This is a genomic window from Streptomyces sp. NPDC053673 (assembly GCF_055585225.1).
This window is the reverse complement of record NZ_JBVJKN010000013.1, coordinates 18,511-31,703: the sequence shown is the minus strand read 5'-3', so window position 1 is coordinate 31,703 and position 13,193 is coordinate 18,511. Positions and strand designations below refer to the sequence as shown.

Here is a 13,193-nt window from a genome sequence, read left to right as displayed (position 1 = left end):
GATGGACCCGGCCGGCGGCTGCCCGCACGCGGACAACGCACGGCTGCTCGCCCGGGGCGCAGTGGCCCCGGTCGTACTTCCCGGTGATGTGGCGGGCATGGCGGTGCTCGGGCACGACGCGCTCAAGGAGTTTCTCGCCCACCCCGATGTGGCCAAGGGAGCCGAGCACTTCACCGCGCTGCGCGAGGGCGGGATAGCAGACGGCTGGCCGCTGAAGACCTTCGCGACCGTGCAGGGCATGACGACGGCCGACGGCGCCGATCACCGGCGGCTGCGGTCCCTGGTGAGCAAGGCGTTCACCGCGCGCCGTGTGGAAGAGCTTCGGCCGCGCATCGAGACGGTGACCGCCGAGCTGCTGGACGGCCTCGGCCGGGCGGCGGCCGAGGGCGGCGGCACCGCCGATCTGCGCCGCCACTTCGCGATGCCGCTGCCGATGGGCGTCATCTGCGAACTGCTCGGCGTGGACGCCGAGTACCAGGACCGGCTGCACCATCTGTCGAACCAGGTCGTCGCGACCGACATCGGCCCCCAGGAGGCGATGGCCGCCAACAAGGAGCTCGTGGAGGTGCTGAGCACGGTCGCCGCCGCCCGGATGAAGGAGCCCGGCGACGATCTCACCAGCGCGCTCATCGCCGCCCGCGAGGAGGACGGCGACCGGCTCAGCCAGTACGAGCTGATCGGCACCCTGCTGCTGATGATCATCGCCGGGCACGAGACCACGCTGAACCTGATCAGCAACGCCGTCCGTGCGCTGTGCGCCCACCGCGACCAGCTCGCCCTGGTCCGGTCGGCAGAGGCGAGCTGGGCGGATGTGGTCGAGGAGACCCTGCGCTGGGACAGCCCGGTCAGCTACTTCCCGTTCCGCTACCCGACGCGGGATCTCACTCTCGACGGGACCGTGATCCCCAAGGGGACGCCCGTGCTGGCCGGATACTCGGCCGCCGGACGCGACAAGGCCGCGCACGGTCCCGACGCGGACCGCTTCGACGTGACCCGGAACGCGGCCTCGCGGCATCTCTCGCTCGGCCACGGACCGCACTACTGCCTCGGTGCGCCGCTGGCCCGGATGGAGGCGACCATCGCCCTGGAGCAGTTGTTCACCCGCTTCCCCGAGCTGGACCTGGCCGTCACGGAGCCGGAACTGCCGCGCCACGCGAGCTTTGTGGGCAACAGCGTGCAGGAGCTGCCGGTGCGGCCGGTTCCGTAGTCACCCGTACGGACCAGGCAGACCGCCCGGATCCCCATGATCCGCCGCAGGCTGTAGGGCGTACCCGAGACCTTCGGCGTGAGCGAAGTGCTGAGAGCGCAGTGCGCAGTGCGAACAAGGAACAGGGAGCCGGCATGGCAGGAAAGTTCGAGGCGACGGTCGTGATCGACCGGCCTGTCGAAGAGGTCTTCGCCTTTCTCGCCGACGGCGAGAACGACCCGAAGTTCAGCCCCAGAGTGCTGGAGATGAGGAAGACCACGGACGGCCCGACGGCCGTCGGCACCGTCTACCGCAGCAGGGTCAAGGACGCCGGGATGACGACCGGCCGTGAGTTCCGGATCAGTGAGTTCGAGCCGTCCCGCAGGATCCGCTGGACGGAGCTGTCCAAGAACATCGTGACCGTCCCGGAAGGCGGCTACGACCTGGAGCCCGTCGACGCCGGCCGCACCCGGCTGAGGGTGTTCAACACCCTGGAGGGGCACGGTCTGGGCAAGCTGCTCGTGGGGTTCGCGCTGAGCGCGGCCCGCAAGGACGCGGACGCCTTCGGCCGGCGCATCAAGGCCGCCGTCGAAGCGTCCTAGGGTCTGTCCGGTGGATCGGGCTGGATCAGCGAGCGCCCGCCGCGAAGCGGCTGATGTCACTGATGCGGCTTCGGATCCAAGGCGGAGGATGGGGGGTCCCCCCGCCGAAGGCAGGGGGAGAGTCGTGGCGGAGCCATGCCGACTGACGACAACGCAGGAGACGGAGTCGCAGGGCGTCGCGAGCCCAGCAAGATCCACCGGGCATGTCCTCGGCGACGTAGGCGTCGTAGTACGGCTGCCACGGCTCGGCGGACTCGCTGTGCGGGCCTGCGGCACGGGATCCGGCGAGGTGGCTGTCCAGTTCGGTGAGGCAGACGCTCCAGCCCGCGGCGTTGCGAGCCGCGGTGTTACGCGCCTCCAGCACGTTCGTCAGCGTAAGCCGGCAGCCTTCGCCCTCCGCCGCCAGTTCCAGATGGATCTCGTCGCCGCCCCAGGTGAAGGCGAGGCGGCGCGGCGCGTCGAAGGCCAGCACCGTTCCTGTCGTCGGGGGCAGGTCGGGGTCGTCGGAGAACTCGATCTTCCCGCCGGCGTGCGGCTCCAGCCGGACTGTCGACGGGAACCAGTGGGCGAGCCCTTCCGGCTCGGAGACGGCCGCCCAGACCCGTTCGACCGCATGCGGATACGAGCGCTGGAACCGGACGGCCGGGCGGCCCTCGAAGTCGATGAAGGTTCCGCGGTTCATGATGGCTCCTCTGTACGGTCACCGCTGCCGCCGTCGTCGAGGTAGCGGCCCAGTGCGTCAAGACTCTGGTTCCACAGCCGCCGGTACGGCGCGAGCCACGCGTCGAGCTCCGCGATCGGGCCGGGCTCGATCGCGTAGATGCGCTGCTGCGCCTGTTTTCTCACCCGGACGAGCCCGGCTTCCCGCAGCACCCGCAGATGCTTGGACACATTCGGCTGGGACTGACCGAGCACCTCGACCAGCTCGCTGACCGCGCGGTCGCGTTCACGCAGCAGATCGAGCACGGCCCGCCGGTGCGGGTCCACCAGGGCCGACCAGATGGCGTCTGTCACTCATCGAATATGCGCCGCCGGTTATATGCCCGTCAAGGCATATAAGATCCCTGGCAGTAACGCCGCTCCTACCCGGTCGGGCCGTCGTACTGCCGTACTGCCGTTCCGTCGTGCCCGCCCGGTCAGACGCTCTTGGCCGGCGAGTCCAGCAGCAGTCGCAGCTGCTTCTCCCCGTCTCCCGACACCGCGTGCTCCACCTCGACCGCGAAGCCCGAGGTGAGAGCCTTGGCCATCCGGTCCACCGCCGGATACGAGCCGGACAGCTCCGCCGCAACGGGCGCGTGGAGCGTCGTTGCGGCCACCGGTCCGGCGGTGTCGGCGGGCGTCACGTCATAGGTGGCCATCCAGATCGTGGGGTGGCCGCCCCGGCCCAGCCTGTGCGGGTGCTCTTCGGCGTCCCGGTCGCAGGGGTACGCCGCGAGCAGCGCGCCGAAGACGGCGTCCGCGTCCTCCGGTGCACCGCTGAGCTGCACCGATACTTCCTCGCCGTGCTTGTCCGTCGCGGTCACGGTGATCCCCGTCCTCTCTCGCGCTGGGTCTCCCTCTCCAAGGTCCCACCTCGCGCCCCGCACAGCACGGGCAGAGCATCTTCCGGGGGGTCGGCCCTCCGGACGCCCGTCAGGGCTCCTGCGGCTGCTCACCGGTCCGGGTCCAGTGCAGCAGCTCGTCCGCACCCCACGTGTTGATCACCCGCTCCTGAGGCACCCCGCACTCCTCCGCCCGCACACAGCCGTTGATCTGCCAGTCCAGCTGCCCTGGAGCATGTGCGTCGGTGTCGATCGCGAACAGCGTCCCCGCCTCGACCGCCCGCCGCAGCAGCCGCCGCGGCGGATCCAGCCGCTCCGGACGGCTGTTGATCTCCACGGCCGTCCCGTACTCCGCACACGCCGCGAACACCTGCTCCGCGTCGAACTCCGACTCCGGACGGCCCCGTCCCCCGTCACGGCCCCGTCCCCCGTCACGGCTCCGTCCCCGGTCACGGCCGGTCAGCAGCCGCCCGGTGCAGTGCCCCAGCACATCCACCAGCGGATTGCGGACCGCGGCGACCATGCGCCGGGTCATCGGCCGCGCCTCCATACGGAGTTTGGAGTGGACGGACGCGACCACCAGGTCCAGCCGGTCGAGCAGCTCCGGTTCCTGGTCGAGCGAGCCGTCCTGCAGGATGTCGCACTCGATACCGGTGAGCAGCCGGAACGGAGCCCAGGTCCGGTTCAGTTCCGCCACGAGGTCCAGCTGCTCGCGCAGCCGCTCCGCCGACAGGCCGCGCGCGACCGTCAGCCTGGGCGAATGATCGGTGAGTACGGCCCACTCATGGCCGAGATCGGCCGCGGCCCTGCCCATCGCCTCGATCGGGCTGCCGCCGTCCGACCAGTCCGAGTGCAGATGGCAGTCGCCGCGCAGCGCCGCGCGCAGCCGCGTCCCGGCATCGCCGTGGACGGGCTGCGCGCCCGACTCCTCCTCCAGCCGGCGCAGATACGCGGGTACCTCCCCGGCCAGAGCCTCCCGCACCACCTGCGCGGTCTTCGGCCCGAGACCCCGCACCGCCTCCAGGGATCCGGCCGCGGCGCGCTCACCGATCTCGCGCTCACCCAGTGCGGTGACAGCTGCCGACGCCGTATGGAAGGCCCGCACCCGGTACGTCGGAGCCCCGGACCGCTCCAGCAGGAACGCGATCCGGTCGAGTGCCTCCTCCGGTTTCATGGCCGGGCGGTGTCGTCTTCGCGCTACTCCTTGAGCACCGACAGGATGTTTCCCGCCGGGTCCTTGAACCAGGCGATGTCCGGGCCGTCGCCGCGGTGGATCCCCTTCTCGTCCTGGGCGAAGCCCTCATAGCGCTCGAACTTCACCCCGCGTGCGACCAGTTCGTCGACGGTCTTGTCGATGTCGTCCACGGGGAAGTTGAGAATGGTGAAGGCTGCGGGCCTGTGATCGCCCTTCGGGTACGCCAGCACGTTCGTGTCCCCGGCGAGGTGCAGCGTGAGCAGCCCGTTCTTCTCCGAGACCCGCAGCCCGAGCGTACCGCCGTAGAACTGCTTCGCCCTTGCGATGTCGTCGACCGAGAAGCCGCTGAATGCTCTGCTCTCTCCCAGCATGGCCCTTCCCTTCCTCCTGGTTGCGGCCCGGCTCTCTCATGGTCCTCCCGCGCACGTTCACCGGCGACCGACGAACCTTCGCGCGAGCTCATCACCCAACCTGACCGCTGCCCGGTGGGACTCGACGGGGGAGACCCTCGAATCGCGGAACAGTATGTACGTGACATCGGAATTGACGCCGCCGGTCAGTGGGTCGGGGTCGATGCCCAGAGCGTCGGCCGTGGCGTACGAGGCCTCGCCGATGATCTCCTCGGGTCCGACGTCCCCCACGACCGCGTACACCACCCTGTTGCGGTAGACGACGGCGGCGACGCTGCCGGGCCGAATGCCGGAGTCGCTGTAGTCCCAGCGTGAGCTGGGCGCCGGGACGACGATGAACGGGATGAATTCGGAGCTGAGCGGGTCCCCCGCGGAGTCGACGACGGCCGTCGAGTCCTGGAAGTACAGGTCCGTGTCACTGTTGCAAGCGTCCGTGGGCCAGCCGTCGCAGTCGATGTCCATGTCCGCCTTCCAGTACACGGCATCGCTCGTGCCGCATACCGGGACGTCCGCGGGCTCGTCCGCGTCTATTCGGAACCTGCCGTCCGATATTCGGTTGCACTTCCTGACCTCGGCAAGGAGTGCGGCCGCACTGACCGAACCCTCGTAGTACGAACGGGCGGAGGCTGAGGCGGAGGCGGGGAGAGCGGTGGCGGCGAACACCGCCGCGCAGGCGGTGGCGACCGCCCTGGAACGATGGGGCACGGGGATTCCTTAGGTTCGGGCGGCGGCCGCGGTCAGCGGCCGTCACGTATGTGGTGGCCGAGCCTGTCCAGGAAGATCCGCTGCCCCGGGACGAGCAGCCGCGCCGCCCGCTCCAGGGAGAACCACCCCACCCGGTCGATCTCCGGGAACTCGCTCAGCACGCCGGACCGGGGCGGCCACTCCATGGTGAATGTGCCGGGCACCACGCCGCCCGGGTCGAGGTCACCCTCGACCGCCCAGATCGACACGGTCTTGCCGCCCGTCTGGCGGCTCTCACCCAGCGACACCCGGTCTCCGTCGGGCACCGGCAGGCCGAGTTCCTCCTCGAACTCCCGGCCTGCGGCGGCTTCCGGCTCCTCCTCGGGGCCGTACTCGCCCTTGGGAATCGACCAGGCGCCCTCGTCCTTGGCGGCCCAGTACGGGCCGCCCATGTGACCGATCAGCACCTCGACGCCCGGATCCGCGACCCGGAAGAGCAGGAGACCTGCGCTTCGTTTGCCCGACATGCCGTCGAGTCTGCTGTCCGGCGTCCGGTGCCGCCAGACAACCGCGGCCCTCCGTGAACCGGGTGCGAAACGGTTTCCGGATCAGCTCAGCTGCTCCATCAGGGTGGACAGGTCGACCGTGTCAGCGGCCGGCGGAGTCGCGGTGGGGACCGGCTTGTCGTAGTCGGAGAAATCGACGCTCGCCTTGGCCGCCCCGGCGCTGGTCACGTTCAGCCGTACCGGGTAGGGCGTACCCTCGGTCGCCACGTACATCGTGATGGTCCGGCCCGCGCGCTGTCCCGTCACGGGGATGACGTCAGTTCCGTCGATCTTCGTCTTCTTGCCCTTGGTGAACGCGAGCCCGCTGTCCGGGGCTCCGGCGAGCGTGTCCAGGAACTCGTCGAGGTCGCACACGTCGGTGAGGTCCTCCAGCAGGCCGTCGTCCGTGGTGCCGTGCAGATACTTGTCCCCGAACAGCTCTTCGGCCGTCTCGCCGACGCCGGGCACCTGGCTCTTCCAGAACGCCGCGTCCGGCTTGAGCCACACGGTCTCTCCCCGCTTGATGATCTTTACGGACCCCTCGGCGCCCATGCTCACCGAACCCGCGCAGTTCCCTTCGCGGTCCAGCGTGAGATCCAGCTTGCTCGGTGAGTCCGGCTCACGGAGGTCGCCCTCGCTCATGATGTGCACCGACGAGGCGTCCAGAAGTGCGGACCTGGCCTTCTCGGCGATCTGCCGGGCCGAGAGCGACTCGATGTCGTCGTCGGCGACCGCGGTGCCGCCGACCGCGAGCGCCGCCGCGACGAGGGCCGCCAGACAGGCCGGCACCCGTCCACTGCACCGATGACCGGTCACGTCGCCTCCCTGGAGAAACCTGCCAAGGCGTCGGTCCGTACCTCACGAGCGTACGTCGCACGGTCACCACCTGCCCGTTCGGGTGAATCGCCCAGGACCCGGCATCCGGTGCCCGGGGCCGCCGCGTTGCGCCGTCGTACGGGGCGCGGCAGGGTCGTAGATGCGCGGCCGAAGGAGGACACAGCCATGCCCATCGCCACGGTGAACCCCGCGACCGGCGAGACGCTCAAGACCTTCGAAGCACTCGGACCCGAGGCGATCGAGAGCCGCCTGGCCGCTGCCGACGAGGCGTTCCGTACGTACCGCACCACCGGATTCGGCGAACGCTCCCGGCTGCTCAAGCGGGCAGCCGCGCTGCTGGAGGAGGACCAGGACGACATCGCCCGCACCATGACCACCGAGATGGGCAAACCCCTCGCGGCGGCCAGGGCAGAGGCGGCCAAGTGCGTGAAGGCGATGCGCTGGTACGCCGACCACGCCGAGGAACTGCTCGCCGACGAGTATCCCGCGGACGCCGATGTGAAGGACTCGGGCGCCGCCAGTGCCCGGGTCCACTACCGCCCGCTGGGCGTGATCCTCGCCGTGATGCCGTGGAACTTCCCGCTCTGGCAGGTTGTACGGTTCGCGGCACCCGCCCTGATGGCCGGCAACACGGGGTTGCTCAAGCACGCGTCGAACGTCCCGCAGACCGCCCTCTACCTGGGTGATCTCTTCCACCGGGCGGGCTTCCCCGATGGCTGCTTCCAGACCCTGCTGATCGGCTCGGGCGCGGTCGAGAGCGTCCTGCGCGACCCCCGGGTCGCCGCAGCGACGCTCACCGGCAGCGAGCCCGCCGGCCGGTCGGTCGCGTCGATCGCCGGGGACGAGGTGAAGAAGACCGTCCTGGAGCTGGGCGGCAGCGACCCCTACGTCGTCATGCCGTCGGCGGACGTCGACAAGGCCGCGCGGACCGCGGTCACCGCGCGCGTGCAGAACAACGGGCAGTCCTGCATCGCGGCCAAACGCTTCATCGTCCACGAGGACGTCTACGACGCCTTCACCGAGCGGTTCGCCGCCCGGATGGAGGCACTGACCGTCGGTGACCCGCTGGAGGAGTCCACCGAGGTCGGTCCGCTCGCCACCGAGCAGGGACGCGCCGACCTGGAGGAGCTGGTCGACGACGCCGTACGGCTCGGCGCGCACGCGCTGTGCGGGGCGGGCCGGCCGGGGGACCAGCCGCACGGCTGGTTCTACCTCCCGACCGTCCTCACCGGGATCACCGAAGAGATGCGCATCCACCGCGAGGAGACCTTCGGACCCGTGGCGACCGTCTACCGCGTGGCGGACCTCGACGAGGCGGTCTCCCTCGCCAACGACAGTCCCTTCGGGCTCAGTTCGAACGTCTGGACCCGTGACGACGCCGAGGTGGACCGGTTCGTACGCGACCTCGAAGCAGGCGGTGTCTTCTTCAACGGCATGACGGCCTCGCATCCGGCGATGCCGTTCGGCGGCGTCAAGCGATCCGGCTACGGGCGCGAACTGTCCGGGCACGGCATCAAGGAGTTCTGCAACACCACCACCGTCTGGAGCGCGCCCTGAGCCTGCGCCGGACGGCTCCCGCGCAGGGCCCAGGAGCCGGCTGGGCGTACCGCCGGGCGCGAACTCGTGATCGAAAGCCTGGTCAAGGGCACTGACCGCCGGGCCGGTTGAGGGTCCGGTACCGGGCCGGTTCAGTCCCGGCCGAGGCCGATCCGCACCGGACCTCCTCCGCCGTCCACCCCGCCCGCCCAGTGCGCCGAAACCGCCACCGAGCGCTCCGGATCCGCCGTACGCAGCAGACGGCCACGATGCAGCAGCCGCCCGTCCTGGCTGACCGTCACCACCGGACGGACCAGCCGCTGCGAGGCACGCAGCAGCAGCCGTGCGCCCGCGTCGCCAGGACCGATGAGGTTCGGCGCCGCCCAGCGCAGCGGGGCGTCCCCGACCACCGGCACTCGGGACTCCGGCCAGCGCCCGTCGGCGAGGAAGCGCCGTACGTGTCCCGCCGCGCGGCGGCCCTCGAGCGCCGCGGTACCGGCCCGTTCGATCCCGTGCAGGACGTTCCCCACGGCGAAGACGCCCGGACGGACGGTACGGAACGCGGAGTCGACGGCCGGGCCGCGGGTACCCGCGTCGAGCGCGATCCCGGCGCTCCTGACCAGCTCGTGGTCGGGAATCCAGTCGCCGGTGAAGACAACCGTGTCGCACGCGACGAACGTGGTGCGGCCGTCGTGGCGGCGCAGCCCCACGCCCTTGAGCCGTCCCCGCCCGATCAGTCCGGTCACGACCGTGCCGGTGATCTGCGGCACGGGACGCCGCAGATCCGGACGCGGCGGCCGCCCCGGCCCCTCGGTCACCAGAGCGACCGGGTCGGCGCCGGCGCGCCGCAGCGTGGCGACGGCCGCGCGGGCCACGGGCCCCGCACCGACGATCACCGCGCGCTCTCCGACCGACTGCCCGTACAGATGCACGGCCTGCTGAAGCTCACCTGTCGTGTACACCCCTGCGGGCCGGTCACCCGGCACCAGCCGGGCGCTGCGCGGCCGTTCGCGCGCGCCGGTGGCCAGCACGATCGCCCGGGCCGGCAGCTCCGCCGGACCGGCCGGGCTCGTTGCCTCCAGGGTGAGCGGACCCGACCACCCCGTGACCGTGACACCCGTACGCACCCGCGCCCCGGCCCGTTCCGCCGCATCCGTCCAGTGCCGGGCATACGCGGGGCCGGTCATCGGCCGTCGCAGATCCCGCAGCCCGAAGCCGCCGTGGTGACAGTGGCGCGGCACGCCGCCCGCCTGCTGCTCCCGGTCGACGACCTCGACCAGTCCCGCCCCGGCCGCGGCCAGCGCGCCGGCCACGGCGAGACCGGCCGGACCCGCCCCGACGACCAGCACGTCGGCTCTCCGCCCGCTCACCGCGCGGCCTCGAACAGCTCGCGCACCGCGGCTCCGCAGGAGAAGCCCTGGCAGCGGCCGCCGCGGGCCCGCGTGCGCCGCCGCAGTCCGTCGAGTGAGGACGGCGGAATGTCACTGGCCAGGGCGTCCCTGATCTCCCCGCGCGTCACCCGCTCGCACGGGCACACGATCGCCCCGTACTCCGGATCGGCGGCGATCAGTCCGGCGCTCCGGTACGGCCGGGGGAACGCCTCACCGATGTTCGGCATACGCACGGGCGTGAGCGCGGCCGGCGTCCCGAGAGCGAGTCCCGCGTCGGCGAGCAGGTCCACCACATGCGCCGCGATGGCCATGGACGCCGTCAGCCCGGTCGAGCGGATTCCGCCGACCGTGACGTACCGCTGCTCCGGTCGGCCGGTGATGCGGTAGTCCTCCTGGCCGGTCGCGGCACGCAGTCCCGCGTAGACCGCGGTGACCTCCTCGTCCAGCAGTTCCGGCACGATCCGGCGGCCCTTCTCCCGCAGCAGCGCGAGCCCTTCGGCCGTCGATCCCGTCGCGGTCTTGTCGTCCAGGTCCTCGGCGGTGGGCCCCAGCAACACGTTCCCGTACACGGTCGGCGCCACCAGCACACCCTTGCCCAGTGCCGTCGGGACCGGGAGCAGAATGTGACGGACCAGACCGCGGGCGAACTTGTCGAAGACGATCAGCTGGCCGCGCCGCGGGGTGACCGTGAACGTCCCGTGGCCCAGCAGCCGGTCGATCTCGTCCGCGTACAGGCCCGCGGCGTTCACCAGATGGCGGGCGCGCACCGGTCCCCGGCTCGTGCTGACGAGATGATGGCCGTCGGCGGCGATGACGTCGTCCACGCGGCAGTTCAGATGCAGGGCGACCCCCGAGCGTACGGCCTGGGTCGCGTAGGCCAGTGTCGTCGTCCACGGGCAGACGATGCTCTCGCCCGGGACGTCGAGCGCGCCGAGCGCTCCCGGGCCCAGATGCGGTTCACGGGCGCGTACTTCGGCGGCGCCGATGATCCGGGCGTCGCGGCAGCCGTTGCGTTCCGCCTTGTCGGCGAGGCCCGGCAGGGCGGCGAGCTGCTCCTCGTCCCAGGCGACGAGGAGCGCGCCGAGCGGCTCCACGGGAATGCCGGACTCCTGCGCGTACGCGGCGAGCCGCCGGCTGCCGTCCCGTACGAGACCGGACTCCAGTGAGCCCGGGACCGCGTCGAATCCCGTGTGCAGAATCGCCGTGTTGGCCTTCGACGTTCCCTCGCCGACATCGCCCGACGCCTCGACGAGGGCGGTCCGCAGCCGGTAGCGGGCGAGCTCACGGGCGATGGCCGCCCCGACGACACCGGCCCCGACGACCACGACGTCGAGCACGCCGTCGTCCACCGGACCGGCACTCGTCACGGTCACGATTCGTCCGGTGAAGCCTGGGCGGTGAGGGCGTCCACCGCCGCGCGGAACGCCGCAAGCCGCTCCTCCGCCTGCCCGGCCGGGATGCGGGGCTCGTACACCGCGGCCGGTTTCCACGCCGGCACCGCCGCCTCGACGGTGAGTCCGGGGTCCAGGCCCAGGCGTGCGACCGTGCCCACTCCCAGGGCCGTGGCATCGGGCAACGCCGATACCTCGACAGGTCGTTGCAGCAGATCCGCCTGCGTCTGCATCAGCAGCGCGGACCGGGTCAGCCCGCCGTCCACGCGCAGCGAGGACAGCGGAGCACCCAGATCCGCGGCGACGGCGTCGGCGAGGGCCACGACCTGCGCGGCGATCCCCTCGCAGAGCGCACGCACCAGATGCCCGGCCGTGGTGTCGAGGCCGAGACCCGTCAGCGATCCGCGCAGATCGCCCCGCCACCACGGTGCCGCCAGACCCGCCAGCGCCGGTACGAACGTGACGCCACCGCTGTCCGGCACGGACGAGCCGACCGGGTCGAGGTCCGCCGCACCGGAGATCACACCGAGGTCGGTGAGCCAGCGGACCGCGGACGCGGCCGTGTACACCTGCCCGTCGAGGCAGTAGCTGGTACGTCCGGCCAGTCGCCACGCCACACAGCTGACCAGCCCCGAACCTCCGCGTCTGGGCGTCGCGCCGGTCTGCGCCAGCAGGAACGCGCCCGTGCCGTAGGTGCACTTGGCGGTGCCCGGCTCGGTGACCCGCTGGGCGAGCAGGGCGGCCTGCTGGTCGACGAGCAGTCCCGTCAGGGGCAGTGCCGGCCCGAAGGCGGTCGTGGTCCCGACGGGCCCCGCCGCGTCCACGATGCGCGGCAGCCGCTCCCCGGACAGACCGAAGATCTCCAGCGCCCGTGGCGACCACTCGACCCGGTCGAGATCCAGCAGTTGGGTGCGTCCCGCGGTCGCCGCATCCGTGACGAACTCACCGGTCAACTGCCTTGTCAGCCATACGTCGCTGGTGGTCACGGTGCCTTCGCGCGTCAGCTCCCGGCGGATCCAGGCCATCTTCGGTGCCGCGAAATACGGATCGAGCGGCAGCCCCGTGAGGCCGCGCAGCTCCTCGGCCTCTTCCGCGGCGAGCCCGGCGCACACCGACTCCGCCCGCCGGTCCTGCCACACGATCGCGTCGGTCAGCGGCGCACCCGTGTCCGGGTCCCAGGCCAGCACGGTCTCACCCTGATTGGCCAGCCCCACCGCCGCGACCGGCTCCCCGGCCTCGGCGAGCGCTCGACCGCCCGCGTCGACGACCGACGACAACAGCTCGGCCGGGTCGGCCTCGACGGCCCCTCCCGCACCGTAGCGGGGGCGCACCGCCGCCCAACCGGCCCCGATCACGCCCCGCTCGGGGCAGATGACGAGCGCTTTCGTCCCCGACGTGCCCTGGTCGACGGCGAGCACAGGGGCGGTGGGGCGAGAATCGGCGGCCAGCATGTCCTGTCTCTTCGCTATGTCCCGGTCTCTTCGGCCGGTGATCCGGTCACACGAGGTCACACGAGGTCACACGAGGTCACGTGAGGCGCGAAGCCGTGGGAGTCGCGGGGAGTCGCGCGGTGATCACCGACGGCAAGCCTGGCTCAGCCCGTGCGCCCCGTCAAGGTCCGCAAGCCATGCGCCGAACTGGTCTGACGCACGGTCAATTTCATGTACAGAGCGAATAGTTGTGCAAGATCCGCAAACATGTCCAACAGAGCGCGACCGCCCCTACACTGATCGTCGACCAACAGCAGGACGCACATGCGGCGAGTAACGCCCGCCTTTGCCCCCACCGTCCTGGAGGACCCATGACGACCCACGTCCGTTCCCGGTTACGCACGGAACGCAGCTCCGCCATGGACGTCACCACCCGCGCCGGGGA

General features: G+C 71.3%; 14 protein-coding genes. 3 read left to right on the top strand and 11 right to left on the bottom strand.

The genetic code is table 11. From position 1 onward, the window contains the following. Position 1 precedes the first annotated feature (1 nt). Both ACZ6ZQ_RS19740 and ACZ6ZQ_RS19735 read left to right on the top strand, forming a co-directional pair. Complete coding sequence (locus tag ACZ6ZQ_RS19740; RefSeq protein WP_469769925.1) at positions 2-1,207, top strand: cytochrome P450 family protein; 1,206 nt, start codon at positions 2-4, stop codon at positions 1,205-1,207. Between the two features lie 134 nt (positions 1,208-1,341). After that, on the top strand, positions 1,342-1,788 hold the full coding sequence (locus ACZ6ZQ_RS19735; protein ID WP_469769793.1) for an SRPBCC family protein: 447 nt from the start codon (positions 1,342-1,344) through the stop codon (positions 1,786-1,788). Between the two features lie 25 nt (positions 1,789-1,813). On the opposite strand, the gene ACZ6ZQ_RS19730 is transcribed toward ACZ6ZQ_RS19735, so the two are convergent. The 8 genes from ACZ6ZQ_RS19730 to ACZ6ZQ_RS19695 all read right to left on the bottom strand — a co-directional run bounded on the left by ACZ6ZQ_RS19730 (position 1,814) and on the right by ACZ6ZQ_RS19695 (position 6,979). Further along, the gene (locus ACZ6ZQ_RS19730; protein ID WP_469769792.1) at positions 1,814-2,470 is read right to left on the bottom strand and encodes an SRPBCC family protein; all 657 of its coding nucleotides are present in this window, start codon (positions 2,468-2,470) and stop codon (positions 1,814-1,816) included. Beyond that, positions 2,467-2,802, bottom strand: a complete 336-nt coding sequence (locus tag ACZ6ZQ_RS19725) for an ArsR/SmtB family transcription factor (RefSeq protein WP_469769791.1) — start codon at positions 2,800-2,802, stop codon at positions 2,467-2,469. Before ACZ6ZQ_RS19725 ends, ACZ6ZQ_RS19730 begins: the two co-directional genes overlap by 4 nt. A gap of 122 nt (positions 2,803-2,924) precedes the next feature. Further along, positions 2,925-3,311: a hypothetical protein gene (locus ACZ6ZQ_RS19720; protein ID WP_469769790.1), complete on the bottom strand. Its 387-nt coding sequence runs from the start codon at positions 3,309-3,311 to the stop codon at positions 2,925-2,927. A gap of 109 nt (positions 3,312-3,420) precedes the next feature. Next, on the bottom strand, positions 3,421-4,503 hold the full coding sequence (locus tag ACZ6ZQ_RS19715; protein WP_469769789.1) for a PHP domain-containing protein: 1,083 nt from the start codon (positions 4,501-4,503) through the stop codon (positions 3,421-3,423). A gap of 23 nt (positions 4,504-4,526) precedes the next feature. Continuing rightward, positions 4,527-4,895: a VOC family protein gene (locus ACZ6ZQ_RS19710; protein ID WP_469769788.1), complete on the bottom strand. Its 369-nt coding sequence runs from the start codon at positions 4,893-4,895 to the stop codon at positions 4,527-4,529. Between the two features lie 57 nt (positions 4,896-4,952). Then, complete coding sequence (locus ACZ6ZQ_RS19705) at positions 4,953-5,639, bottom strand: glycoside hydrolase family 75 protein (protein WP_469769787.1); 687 nt, start codon at positions 5,637-5,639, stop codon at positions 4,953-4,955. Between the two features lie 32 nt (positions 5,640-5,671). Further along, on the bottom strand, positions 5,672-6,145 hold the full coding sequence (locus tag ACZ6ZQ_RS19700) for an NUDIX hydrolase (RefSeq protein ID WP_469769786.1): 474 nt from the start codon (positions 6,143-6,145) through the stop codon (positions 5,672-5,674). A gap of 81 nt (positions 6,146-6,226) precedes the next feature. Then, a complete protein-coding gene (locus ACZ6ZQ_RS19695) occupies positions 6,227-6,979 on the bottom strand; it encodes a hypothetical protein (protein WP_469769785.1) in 753 nt (250 codons plus the stop codon). Positions 6,980-7,165: 186 nt separating this feature from the next. On the opposite strand from ACZ6ZQ_RS19695, the gene ACZ6ZQ_RS19690 reads away from it, so the two are divergent. Further along, positions 7,166-8,557, top strand: coding sequence for an NADP-dependent succinic semialdehyde dehydrogenase (locus ACZ6ZQ_RS19690; RefSeq protein ID WP_469769784.1), 1,392 nt, complete (start codon positions 7,166-7,168; stop codon positions 8,555-8,557). A 131-nt stretch (positions 8,558-8,688) separates the two neighbouring features. On the opposite strand, the gene ACZ6ZQ_RS19685 is transcribed toward ACZ6ZQ_RS19690, so the two are convergent. Genes ACZ6ZQ_RS19685 through ACZ6ZQ_RS19675 form a run of 3 tightly spaced genes read right to left on the bottom strand, consistent with a single transcriptional unit; the run spans position 8,689 to position 12,769 of the window. Continuing rightward, positions 8,689-9,906 (bottom strand): NAD(P)/FAD-dependent oxidoreductase, encoded by a 1,218-nt coding sequence (locus ACZ6ZQ_RS19685; RefSeq protein WP_469769783.1) that lies wholly within the window; start codon positions 9,904-9,906, stop codon positions 8,689-8,691. After that, a complete protein-coding gene (locus ACZ6ZQ_RS19680; protein WP_469769782.1) occupies positions 9,903-11,300 on the bottom strand; it encodes an FAD-dependent oxidoreductase in 1,398 nt (465 codons plus the stop codon). Before ACZ6ZQ_RS19680 ends, ACZ6ZQ_RS19685 begins: the two co-directional genes overlap by 4 nt. Continuing rightward, the gene (locus ACZ6ZQ_RS19675; RefSeq protein ID WP_469769781.1) at positions 11,297-12,769 is read right to left on the bottom strand and encodes an FGGY family carbohydrate kinase; all 1,473 of its coding nucleotides are present in this window, start codon (positions 12,767-12,769) and stop codon (positions 11,297-11,299) included. Before ACZ6ZQ_RS19675 ends, ACZ6ZQ_RS19680 begins: the two co-directional genes overlap by 4 nt. Positions 12,770-13,193: the final 424 nt, after the last annotated feature.

What these genes read in the sequence shown, in the direction of transcription:
- ACZ6ZQ_RS19735 (WP_469769793.1), top strand. Translation starts at nt 1,342, where the DNA reads ATGGCAGGAAAGTTCGAGGCGACGGTCGTGATCGACCGGCCTGTCGAA.
- ACZ6ZQ_RS19740 (WP_469769925.1), top strand. Translation starts at nt 2, where the DNA reads ATGGACCCGGCCGGCGGCTGCCCGCACGCGGACAACGCACGGCTGCTC.
- ACZ6ZQ_RS19700 (WP_469769786.1), bottom strand. Translation starts at nt 6,145, where the DNA reads ATGTCGGGCAAACGAAGCGCAGGTCTCCTGCTCTTCCGGGTCGCGGAT.
- ACZ6ZQ_RS19730 (WP_469769792.1), bottom strand. Translation starts at nt 2,470, where the DNA reads ATGAACCGCGGAACCTTCATCGACTTCGAGGGCCGCCCGGCCGTCCGG.
- ACZ6ZQ_RS19710 (WP_469769788.1), bottom strand. Translation starts at nt 4,895, where the DNA reads ATGCTGGGAGAGAGCAGAGCATTCAGCGGCTTCTCGGTCGACGACATC.
- ACZ6ZQ_RS19675 (WP_469769781.1), bottom strand. Translation starts at nt 12,769, where the DNA reads ATGCTGGCCGCCGATTCTCGCCCCACCGCCCCTGTGCTCGCCGTCGAC.
- ACZ6ZQ_RS19715 (WP_469769789.1), bottom strand. Translation starts at nt 4,503, where the DNA reads ATGAAACCGGAGGAGGCACTCGACCGGATCGCGTTCCTGCTGGAGCGG.
- ACZ6ZQ_RS19690 (WP_469769784.1), top strand. Translation starts at nt 7,166, where the DNA reads ATGCCCATCGCCACGGTGAACCCCGCGACCGGCGAGACGCTCAAGACC.